This is a genomic window from Delftia tsuruhatensis NBRC 16741 (assembly GCF_001571325.1).
In the GTDB taxonomy this organism is placed as follows: Bacteria; Pseudomonadota; Gammaproteobacteria; order Burkholderiales; family Burkholderiaceae_C; genus Comamonas; species Comamonas tsuruhatensis.
Map to the genome: position 1 here is coordinate 224,452 of NZ_BCTO01000023.1, position 11,025 is coordinate 235,476.

At 58.2% G+C, this 11,025-nt stretch carries 9 protein-coding genes and 1 pseudogene; 4 read left to right on the top strand and 6 right to left on the bottom strand.

What is annotated here, in order from left to right:
* Positions 1-581: 581 nt before the first annotated feature.
* The 4 genes from DTS01S_RS12455 to DTS01S_RS12470 form a co-directional block, all read right to left on the bottom strand.
* Positions 582-1,427, bottom strand: coding sequence for a chymotrypsin family serine protease (locus DTS01S_RS12455; protein ID WP_139223803.1), 846 nt, complete (start codon positions 1,425-1,427; stop codon positions 582-584).
* Positions 1,428-1,473: 46 nt separating this feature from the next.
* Positions 1,474-3,342, bottom strand: a complete 1,869-nt coding sequence (locus DTS01S_RS12460; protein ID WP_061287813.1) for a hypothetical protein — start codon at positions 3,340-3,342, stop codon at positions 1,474-1,476.
* Positions 3,343-3,772: 430 nt separating this feature from the next.
* Positions 3,773-4,753: an AraC family transcriptional regulator gene (locus DTS01S_RS12465; RefSeq protein WP_061287814.1), complete on the bottom strand. Its 981-nt coding sequence runs from the start codon at positions 4,751-4,753 to the stop codon at positions 3,773-3,775.
* Positions 4,754-4,846: 93 nt separating this feature from the next.
* Complete coding sequence (locus DTS01S_RS12470; RefSeq protein WP_047328095.1) at positions 4,847-5,170, bottom strand: winged helix-turn-helix transcriptional regulator; 324 nt, start codon at positions 5,168-5,170, stop codon at positions 4,847-4,849.
* A gap of 1,247 nt (positions 5,171-6,417) precedes the next feature.
* Between DTS01S_RS12470 and DTS01S_RS29605 the strand changes: the two genes are divergently transcribed.
* The 3 genes and pseudogenes from DTS01S_RS29605 (at position 6,418) to DTS01S_RS29610 (ending at position 9,316) form a co-directional block, all read left to right on the top strand.
* Positions 6,418-7,389, top strand: coding sequence for a glycosyl hydrolase family 18 protein (locus DTS01S_RS29605; RefSeq protein ID WP_169804693.1), 972 nt, complete (start codon positions 6,418-6,420; stop codon positions 7,387-7,389).
* Between the two features lie 87 nt (positions 7,390-7,476).
* Positions 7,477-8,451, top strand: coding sequence for a hypothetical protein (locus DTS01S_RS12475; RefSeq protein ID WP_061287815.1), 975 nt, complete (start codon positions 7,477-7,479; stop codon positions 8,449-8,451).
* A gap of 85 nt (positions 8,452-8,536) precedes the next feature.
* A pseudogene (locus DTS01S_RS29610) lies at positions 8,537-9,316 on the top strand (IS5 family transposase).
* Positions 9,317-9,321: 5 nt separating this feature from the next.
* Here DTS01S_RS29610 and DTS01S_RS12480 read toward each other — a convergent pair.
* Positions 9,322-9,645 (bottom strand): winged helix-turn-helix transcriptional regulator, encoded by a 324-nt coding sequence (locus DTS01S_RS12480; RefSeq protein ID WP_061287816.1) that lies wholly within the window; start codon positions 9,643-9,645, stop codon positions 9,322-9,324.
* Positions 9,646-9,795: 150 nt separating this feature from the next.
* Here DTS01S_RS12480 and gstA point away from each other — a divergent pair, with 150 nt between their 5' ends.
* Positions 9,796-10,428 (top strand): glutathione transferase GstA, encoded by a 633-nt coding sequence (gene gstA, locus DTS01S_RS12485; RefSeq protein ID WP_061287817.1) that lies wholly within the window; start codon positions 9,796-9,798, stop codon positions 10,426-10,428.
* A gap of 70 nt (positions 10,429-10,498) precedes the next feature.
* Here gstA and DTS01S_RS12490 read toward each other — a convergent pair.
* On the bottom strand, positions 10,499-11,025 hold a 527-nt coding region (locus DTS01S_RS12490), incomplete at its 5' end, for a MarR family winged helix-turn-helix transcriptional regulator (protein ID WP_306307626.1).

An 11,025-nucleotide genomic window follows, 5' to 3' on the forward strand; every position in this document is an offset into this window, starting at 1 on the left:
CTTTGCCGCAATGGCTTTATGCAGCGGCGGGCAGCCCGGCCATAAACAAGACTTGCCCTGGGTTGCAGGGCAAGACAAAGCTATGGGCGAAATGCCACTGACTTTCGGGAGTGACTTCCGCCTATGAAGGTGTGTTGAGCACTGGGGGGATCGTAGCAGGTGGGGCGTGCGGGAGACGCCCAAAGCTGTTACGTAGGCGCGTTGGATGGAGGGTGCAGGGACGTGTTGAATGAGGGGCTTTGCAGTGAATTGCGAGGGCAACGTCACCTGTTTGGGTTTCTTCGCAGTTCAGTTGTTCAAGGCCTGTGCGTCAGCAGTAGGCCACCGCAGGCGGTTGAACGACGGCTTCAGGCTGGTAGCCGTCGTTCAGATCCTGGGCTGAGAACGGCCGGTATACGAGAAAGCCGTCGTTTAACGCAGAGTTAACCGGGTAACGACGGATGGATGCCTCGCCTGAGAGGTGCAAGATAGGCAGCGGGTGCCTCGCGGGCAAGGAGGTCAGCAACGCGCCACGCAACCTTCCAGGACCTTCATGAGTTCTTCTCCTGCGCCGTGCGGGTCGACGCGTACGCTCGCCATGTTCAGGCCAAGCGCAACCCGAGCGCCTGAAAGACCTCTGGCATGTGGCATGCGAACGCCCAATTGCCGGGATCGGTGGCGTCCGGCCCGCCGGCCACATGCAATCCCACTGCGGTCCCGGTTTTCGGATCGAACCAAACTGCGCCCGAGTCGCCTCCTTGCGACAACAACTGGCTGCTGCCATTCAGCGGGCCCAGGACAATGCCCTCCATGAGCAACTCGGTGCCGTTGGGGTAGGTGACGAGATGCTTTCCCACGTAAGTTGTTGCTTCGCGCGGCCCGCTCACCGCACCCACCATGGTCAGGGTCTCGCCTGCGGCGAGGTAGCGGATCGTGTCGAGGTTGATGCTGAATCCTACGGGGCGATTACTCCCGCTTCGCGGTGAAGTCGGTGCGATCGCGGCGTCGACTCGGCACGTCAGCACGGGCTGGCGGATCACCCCGATCGCGTTGGCGGCACCAGGAGTAGGCTGGAAGGCACGTTGACCTGTTTTGTTCAAGACGTGCGCGGCCGTCAATACGCAAGGCACACCGTCAGGCGCCACCACGATTAGTCCCACCGTTCCTGTAGCCCCGCCCGCTCGCATGACTTGCGCTCCGGGCACAACGGGATTCATAGCCAGTTGCGCATGCACGCACGAAGCGATTACGTCCAGGGGCACGCCGTCGATTTCGCGCGGAAACAACTGCGCTTTCGTAAGCTGTTCTTCTGGAATCTTGGTTCGCACGTGGACGCAGATGGCCAACTGCTCCTGCACCACGCCAGCGCGCCGTGGTCGACCAATGCTGAGGCCGGTAACGTAGTCGCGCCGGAGGAATCGCTGCGCTTTCCGGTAGGCGTCGATCAAGCGGGGATCCACGACCCCTGGCAGGAAGGGAGCGCGAGCCATGACCTCACTGCCCCGTCTTTTGCTCGTCGCGGAACTTGTTCAGATCAGACTGAGCTTTCTCCAGGGCGAGCTGCGCCTCGACCAACTTCTTGCGCGCGTCAAGTTCTGCGGCCTCAGCGGTGGCTTTCGTGGCACCCTGGTTCTGTTTGGCTTCCTTGAACTTCATGATCGTGTCAGCGGACGATTCAAAAACCTCCGCCGCCTTGGCGGCGGCGGCGTTGCTCTTGTAGGTCAGCTTCGTCAGCGCGCCGTTCTCAGCGAACGACGCCGCGATCGTATTGTTCTGGAAAGCCTTGTTGCGCAGCAGCAGGAAGGCCATCGGCCCGAACTGAGGGACATCAACCGGTGATGCAAGAACGACGCGCGATGGCGGTGCCGTCATGGTACCGGCGGTCAGGCAATCGCCCTTGGCGCAAACGTAGAGGTAGCTCCTGAGCGGCTGTCGGTACCAGACGCCCTGTTCTTTATCCGACTGGCGCGCAGGGCCACCGCCTGCAGTGACTGGATACAACGCAGCCGATGCAGCGAGACCTTTGTCCACGACTGTAGGAATAACGTAGCAGTCGTCATCGTCATCAAGCGGCGAGCATGAGGCCTTGACCCGCTTGTCGAGCCAGGCGAGCTTCGCTTCGTCCGCGCCGGACAGAGAATAGTTCTGGGCGGCAGGTTGGGGTGAGACGGTCGTCATCGTCGTGACCGTAAGCACCTTGCGCAACGCCGAGAGGCGAGCAGCCGTCTTGGCGGCGGCTTCGTTCTCCTCTCGCTGGGTCTCCCTTCCCCAGGCAAGCGCGCTGGACGCCTTCTTGAGCGTTGCTTCCGCGAGCTTGAGCATCGCCTGCAGCTTCGGCTTCGAGGCATCATCGTCCGGTAGATCCTTGACCTGCGCTGCCAGTTTGTCGCGCGCGGCCTGGGCTTCGAATTCGGCCTCGCCGAGTTTCGCGACCTTCTTCTGCATGGCGAGCGCTGCTTCGGCATCCGATTCCACTTTCGTAGCCAAGGCGCCACGCTGCAGCAGTTTCAGGCGGACGTCGGCGTTGCAAATCGGTCGACTTTCAGCCACCGCCTGCTTCCACTCCTTGAACGGAACGATCTTGCGCTTCTCATCACCGCTCTGCGTGCTGGGAAAGGGAAATCCGCCGAGGCCAGCAGCCAGTTTGGCGGCGCCGCTGAGAACTCCCTGGACGACGGTGCTGGTCTGGTCGTCGATTGTTACGTTGATACTCTTGAGCGTGCCGTTCGGGTAAGACTCGACGGAGTAGTCAGTTCCCTTGAGGTCGTTCTGCAGGTCGTTGAAATCGATCGCGTAAAACTGCTGAGTGTCAGCCAGCACCAGTGGAACGGCCTGTGCACTGACCTCCACGTCGAAAGTCGCCGGCAAGACCGGACTTGCCTGCGCCAGGGCCTTCACCGCCGTCCCGATCTGGTCTTGCGTAGCAGAAACGGACTGCAGCGGCTTTGGCGGCTTGGCATTGTCCTGCGCGTCGAGAATCTGGGACAGCGAGGTATTGCCTAGGAGGGCCTTGACCGTCTCTCGGACATCCGCCTGCTCAAGCACAGGGTCGTTCAAGGCGACGGCCAGCAGCATTGCTGCATCCTTATTCTTTTTCTCGGCCAGCAGGAGGTTGATGAGCTTCAACTGGTCGTGGAGCCAGCGCGGTGCTGCGCCGGAATCCGACGGAAACCCTGTCGCGCACGCTTTCAATTCGCGGGCGATGGTGATCTGGAACTCTGTCTTGGGCAAGTAGTAGACCTGCCCGGCCACCTGCGTCTTGAAATCCGAGATCGGCGTGGCGACCATCTGCGTGGTGCACGCCTGAAGCGCAAGCACGCCGCTCAGGGCGGCAAGTCGCCCGCTCAATGAGATATTGCTCATGACTCCTCCTCCTCACAGGCTTAGGCGCAGTCTAGCGAGGCGCCACGGGGCTGCCAAGCAAAATCGGGGCTATCAGGCCGCGTGGTACGAGATCACCTACTCCACCTCGCTCTTTCGGTAGACCACTCAGCGCAGTGGAAATTCCGAGGCCTTGCAGCCGTTATGCGTCGACGCGGTCGACAGCATGTCCAACCGGCCACCGCCCTGATCATGTCCCATGCAAAAGCGATTCGCTTTGCGCAGCTTCTCCAAGACCAGGTAACGAGCGTCCGAATAGCACTGGTGACCCGGCCTTCGACGATGAGTACGGGCAATTCCGCTCCTGCTGCAAAGCCGACCCCTGACGGCTAAGGTCCAACGCCTGCAGCGGGTAGTGGATTCAACCGGCCAACCCAACACATTCGTCAAACCTCAACCGGCTTGAGTCGCTTTACAGCGCCCGCACCGGAATGCAGATGTCGCAGCAGAACTCCCCGGTTTCAGCATCCATTGCGGTGACCGCAGAAAACATCTCAAAGCAAGGCCGGTCGTCGCATTGCATGCCGCTGGACGGCATCCATTCGCGCGTCAGCCACATCCAGGCATTGGCCAAGCCCTCGGGTTTTCCTTTGAACCTTGCCACGGCGTAGCGGCCGCCCGGCAGGGTTTGGGTGTCCACCTGGCCGCTGGCGACGAAATGCGCGGGGACTTCCACGCAGGCGTCATAGCGGCATTTGTTGGCGGGTGTGAGAGAGGGGTCGTCATAGCCTATGCCGTAGCACGTTTGGTCGCTGAGGCCATGTGAGTGCATCCACGGCGCAATGGTGCCTCGCCAGAATTGGCCTATGGCTGGCCCATAGGGGCCGATCAAGCGTTGATAGGCGACATGTGCTTTGGGTAGATCAATGATGCGTACGTCCATGGCGATTTCTTCCTTCAGGTGACAAGAGCCCTGAGGTTCGCCGAACGCGCGCGGGTCTTCCTGATGGAGATTGCCGAAGACCTGATCAGGATTGCTCTCCTGGCTGCCTTGCGGCTGCCCGATGGCGGCCGCCTGGGTTTTCAGCCGCTCAAGCGTGGTGGAGCGCCAGGCCGATGGCGTGCAGCCAAACTTGAGTTTGAAGGCGCGCGCAAATGCTTCGCCCGATTGGAAGCCGGTGGCCAAGGCGGTTTCAAGCACGGTTTCCTTGCTGCCGCAGGACAGCCGGAACGCCGCTTTCTCCAGCCGTCGGCGCTGCGCATAGCTGCCCAGCGTTTCTCCCATCCATGCCGCGAAAATTCGGTGAAAGTGGAAGCGCGAGAAATTGGCGATGTCGGCCAGATGAGCGCCATCCAGAGGCTGATCCAGGTGGGCATCGATGTAGTTGAGCACGCGATTGATCCGTCGCGCGTACTCGGCGCGGGATGCCTGCTCGGAAGGCTTGTTCGTCATGGTCGTTGTTCTTCAAATCACCGTGCATGCGGCGATGGGGCTTGCCTGTCAGCAGGGGGGGCGGATGGAGACGACCAGCCGGCGCAGCTCTCGTCAGGCCGGCGCCTTCCCCTTCACCCACAACCCAAACTCCTTCATCACTTCCACCACGGGCTTGAGCCGCTCCCCATCCTGGGTCAGTTCGTACTCCACCTTGATCGGCGCCGTGGGGTAGACGGTGCGCTTGACCAGGCCTGCTTCCTCCAGCGCGCGAAGGTCCAGGGTGAGGGAGCGTTGGGAGATGCCGGGCATGTCGCGGCGCAGGTCGTTGAAGCGCCGGGGGCCGTCGATGAGGTAGGAGGCGATGAGCAGCCTCCAGCGGCCGCCCAGCAGGCGCATGGCTTCTTCCACGGAGCAGCCGGAGATGTTGGATTTCATAGCACATTCATCATAGGCAGGCGGTAGGTGCATTTTTTTAACCTATGGGCAGTTTTAGATGTACGGTCCCAGGAAGCACGTAGTGAGATTCTTCGCCTGCGCGCCAGATGCGGAGAGTGGGAGAGGCACGTGACATGAGCAGGTTCTGCTGGGTCAATACACCGTCTCAGTAGACAGAAACACCGGATGGCCTACACAGACTTGACTTGACTTGACTGGACTGTGGCCTTCAGTTTTTTGGAATCATTCATCCTCATCAAAAATGTGGTCTTTGTGGATATTTGGGGCTCAGCTGTGGTGGCGCTGCGTGAGACACCGGTCCGCGTATTGCCGCTTGGGCACATTGCCATCTCTCATTTCGTTTCTCCGTACTCCCGAAATTTTCAACTTTTTGCTATATGTGAAGCAGAGGCATGCTCAAAGGATTTGTTGCACGCAATCGCTTGCTTCTGCACCGAGGCCACGTCGAGTACATAGTCCTGCTTGGTCAATGCGCTAGCACTTGATCCATTGTGCAGTTTTACGTGTTGACGGGCGTGGGATGTGCAAGGTATGGTGTGGCGTCAGTCTGCTTTATTGCAATCTTCACCGAGAAATCCAATGGGACCCAAGCCTTCGCAGCCGCAAGTGAGGAGTTGTTTTTCTGCGGCAGGACGGATAGATCATCATGGTTCAAGGAATGGGGGTAAGCACATGGTTTATCGATAATGGAAAATCAGTAGGTTGACCAAGATACCCCAGGGATACCTTTTTTGCCTTTGCCTTTGCCTTTGCCTTTGCCTTTGCCTTTGCCTTTGCCTTTGGCTTGAGCCAGAGCCTCCTGACCAGCATTTGCTCGCTGGAGGGGAGTGCGCCACCCTGCCTGCCCCGAATTGCTACAAGGACGACATTGATGAAGCGGCGATTGACAGCGGTGTTGCTTCCACGTTTCGCATCTTCTATCGTGATACTGGAAAACCATTTGATTATGATAAATCACATGTGATTGGGGAATTTAATCCAAATGACTGGAAAGGGGTATTAACTTATTAATCACACCAAAACCAATAACCTGCGCCATCGACCTGAGAGACGTAAACTGCGGGGAATATGTGGCAGCCGTCTCATTTGAGCTGCAGTGCTCCGAGGTCTATTCCGAATTGTCCAAATTTACCCTATCCCATGAGTTCAAGTTTGCTATCACTTCGGAGTATACCGTCCATCCAGCAGAGCATTCAGTCACCTTTCTAACTTGAAGGAAAATGGATATGAAAAAGAAAACATTGAGCAAACCGCTCAAGACAATTTATGTTTTTTCATCCTCCACTGAGAACCAGGTGCCCGATGAAAGCAATGTTGTTCTAGTCAACATGGCTGTATTTGAGAAAGATGGTGCCGTTTTTCTGCATGAGCCGTCAGCTCAACTGAAAACTCTAATTAATGGTTGGCAGAAAGATGGCAAATGTGTGCTCGTTTCTCTCGGTGGTGAAGCGGAGCCAATTCAGGATTGGCACCATTTTTATGGCAAAGAATTCTCTGAAGCATTTGAGGCATTTACTAAAAATTTGTCAACGCTTCAAAACGAGTATGGGTTCGACGGATTCGATCTTGATGTGGAGGGTCAGAGCGTCTTGACCATGGACGATGCAAAGAAATTTGCGGAATTTGGAACGCAGCTTCGCAACAAGTTTCCTGATGCCATCATCGCATTAACGGTTCCTGCCGATAATGCACTGACCCCCGGCGCATATTGGGCGGACTTTATTGGGGGGATGAGTGCTCCACATAACCTAGGATGGAATGTCATGACGGTCATTGCACATGATAAAGCTGAGTTTGATCGAATCTACGACTTTGTGCAAATCATGGCTTATGACTCGCCCTCCGATAAGCGTGGCGATCATACACAGGGTTCCGCAGTGTGGCTTGCTCATGTTTATAGGGATTTTGCGCAAACATGTACCTACGAATTTAACAAGAGGATCCCACAATCGGGTGCAGATGATTACAACAATTACCCAGGCATTTCAACGTCCAAGCTGGTCTTGGGCGTCACCGCCGACACTGCCAATCAAGGGTATGCGACGCCAAGTGAGATTGGCCAGGTGCAGACTGAGCTCGAAACCTTGACTAAGCCAGAGTCTCTGAAACTTGGTGGAGGCATGATCTGGCGGGCGGACAGCGATAAACGGAATCAGGACCATGCTGTTTCCACTGCACTGTACGCTTTACTGAAGTAGTGCCGTACTAATCCAGGCATTGGTATAAAGAACGATCCCAGACATAAGCCCGGGAGTCAATGTTTAATACACACAGTCGGAGGTATTATGAGCATCACCAAGCTAAAGGATGGTTTAAAAATCACGTTCGCCGATGCACTAGCCAAGGCGGGTACAACGCTGACCTTCAATGCGGCGGGCGTCGGGCTTTGCGAGTGCAATGCGACTACGCCGGAGCACTACTTCCCGGACACTGATGTGAACATTGCTGGCGACACAATCAACTGCGCAACGTATGTTAAAGATGACGAAACGAAGCAATGGCTATTCAACGGTGCAATCTATTTGAAGGAAAACGGCGATGATGCGGGCTTGCTTGAGCTCGACCATATCGAAATTGGTGAGAAAGATGCTGCCGACGCGCCTGATCTAGTTGTTACGCAGCAAAAAGGCTCGAACCATTTTATTTTTGCCCTTCGCAGTTCCAGCCGAGCGAATGAGTCGGAGGTGCCGAAAACTCCGCCCGAGGAATCGCCTCCCGCCAAAGGAAAAACCTATCAGGTTGGAGATAGATTTGGCGGTTACTTTCGCTTCATTTATCAAGATCGGACTAGCCAACACGACTTCGGTCCGGGCGATGAATTAATCGTTCACCACGTCGAGACAGGGCAATCGCTGGTTTTAAACATAGATCATCCGGAGAGCGGTTCATTTGGTATCGTTCAGACCGACATCAACGGGTTTGCCCATTTTCTATTTGATATGAAGCGAAGGAATGGTCAAACAGCGTTCGCGGGTAAACTGAACATCCTCGTTGCTCCTCCCCCGTACAAGCAGAATGCGTTTTACGTGGACTCGGTCGAACTTATCTCGTTCAACGAGCAGAGCAAAACAGACCTCAAGCACGATATCACGGTGCAAACAGACTTCGACCAAAGAGGACCGGTCGAAGTCTATGGAACCCTGATACGCATCGAAAAAGACATGCTTGGAGAGAAGCCTTGGTATACAGCCCAGAGCGGTGGAAAGTGGTCATTGGTGACAGGAAAAAGAATCCTGTTGCCCGAGCAGATCAAGGTCTAAGAGTGGCTAACACCACTTCCCCAGAGGGCCCGTCAAGGCGGTTATGCTCGTTGCCCTCATGGCATGACGTCCCGTAAGCAAACAACTGTGGCGACAGCTACAACCCCTCGTCCCAGCCGTCGTGCCTTCTGCCAAAGGCAGTGCGCGCAAGCTCGCACTCAGCGATAACGCCGCCCTCAACGGCATCTTGTTCGTGCTGCAAACAGGCATTCCATGGAAAGACCTTCCCCAATCTCTTGGGTACGGCAGCGGCATGACGTGCTGGCGGCGCTTGCGCGACTGGAACGTCGCTGGTGTCTGGGAGCAGTTGCACCAGGCCATGCTGACTCGCTTGCGTGAACATGACCAAATCGATTGGAGCCGGGCCAGCATTGATGGCTCCTCGGTACCAAGCCCCCGGGGGCCAGGAAACGGGTCCTCAACCCCACGGACAGAGGCAAACTCGGCTCCAAACGACACATCGTTGTAGATGCCAGAGGCGTCCCGCTGGTGATCTTGGTCAGCGGTGCGAACAGGCATGACTCCAAGATGTTCGAGAAGTGCGTGGACGCGATTCCTGCGATTGCTGGCCTGCCAGGATGACCCCGTAGAAGACCGGCAAAGCTGCATGCCGACAAAGGCTACGACTTCAAGCGTTGCCGAGCCCACCTGAGGCCGCGGGGCATCATTGGTCGGATTGCAAGACGAGGCATTGAGAGCAGTGAGCGGCTGGGCAAGCACCGGTGGGCGGTGGAGACGACGCACAGCTGGTTTGCAGGATTTGCAAACTGCGAATCCGCTTTGAAGGACGATTGGATGTCCACGAAGCGCTGCTGAACCAGCAGCCGCGATCATCTGTGCGCGCTTCGTGGATCGGTGGTGTTAGCCAGTTCAAACCAGCGCCTTCCCCTTCACCCACAACCCAAACTCCTTCATCACTTCCACCACGGGCTTGAGCCGCTCCCCATCCTGGGTCAGTTCGTACTCCACCTTGATCGGCGCCGTGGGGTAGACGGTGCGCTTGACCAGGCCTGCTTCCTCCAGCGCGCGAAGGTCCAGGGTGAGGGAGCGTTGGGAGATGCCGGGCATGTCGCGGCGCAGGTCGTTGAAGCGCCGGGGGCCGTCGATGAGGTAGGAGGCGATGAGCAGCCTCCAGCGGCCGCCCAGCAGGCGCATGGCTTCTTCCACGGAGCAGCCGGAGATGTTGGATTTCATAGCACATTCATCATAGGCAGACGGCAGGTATATTTTTTTAACCTATGGGCAGTTTTTTTGCCTTCTTCCAGATTTATCCCTGGTGCATGACATTGGCCAGGGGCTGTGCCTGAACGCGCAGGCCCCTTGTTCCATCACCAGAGAAATTCCATGAAGCTGTATTACCTGCCGGGCGCCTGTTCGCTGGCGCCGCACATTGTCCTGAACGAGCTGGGGCTTGATTTCCAACTGGTCCGGGTGGACCACAAGACCCACCAGACGGAAGACGGCAGGGACTTCCGTGCGCTCAGCCCGTTCGGCTATGTCCCCCTGCTGGAGCTGGACGACGGCAGCCTGCTGCGGGAAGGGCCCGCCGTCCTGCAGTACCTGGCGGACCTGGGGCCTGCGTCGCTTCTGGCGCCGGCCCATGGCAGCCTGGAGCGCTATCGGCTGCTGGAGTGGCTGGCCTTTCTGAATTCGGAAATCCACAAGGGCTTCATCCCGCTGCTGTATGCGGTGGCGGCGGGAAAGTACGGCGTGGAGACGGCCAAGCCCAAGCTGGAGCAGCGGTATGCCTGGGTGAACGCGCAACTGGCCGGCAAGCGCTACCTGATGGGCGACGGCTTCACCGTGGCCGATGCCTATCTGTTCGCGCTTACGCAGTGGGGGCAGGCGCCGTGGCTGGAGTCGGTCTACAAGACGAGCATTCGCTTCGATGGCCTGGAGCATCTTGCAGGCTGGTATGCGCGGATGCGGGAGCGGCCTGCCGTGCGCCAGTCGCTGCAGGCGGAAGGGCTGCGGTAGATGTGACGTAGGGGTGAGGTAGGGGGATAGGGGGAGGGCGCATGCCAAGGCCCTTGCGCCGGGTGCCCGTTCAAGGGGCAGGGCTGGCACCATCCCCCGGTCCGCCCTCCAGCGCCCGCAGCAGCAGGGAGAGCCGTTCATCCAGCGCGGCCAATTCGGCGGCGGGCATGGGCGCCAGCATGGCGCGCTCGTTGTCCAGGTGCGCTTCCACGGCGCGGTCTATCAGTTCCAGCCCCTGGTCGGTGAGCTGCACCAGCATGCTGCGCGCGTCCTGCGGGTTGGGCAAACGCTGCACCAGGCCGCGCGTCTCCAGGCTTTTCATGCGATGGGTCATGGTGCCCGAGGTGACCATGAGCGTGGAAAACAGGGCCGTGGGCGTGAGGCAGAAGGGCGCGCCCGAGCGGCGCAGCGTGGCCAGCACGTCGAATTCCCACATGGTCATGCCGAAGCGCGCAAAGCACTCTTCCAGCCGCTGCTCCAGCAGGGCGGCGCAGCGCTTGATGCGGCCTATGGGGCCCATGGGGCTGGGGTCCAGGTCCGGGCGTTCGCGGCGCCATTGGGCCAGGATGGTGTCGACATGGTCGGGCAGGCGTTGGG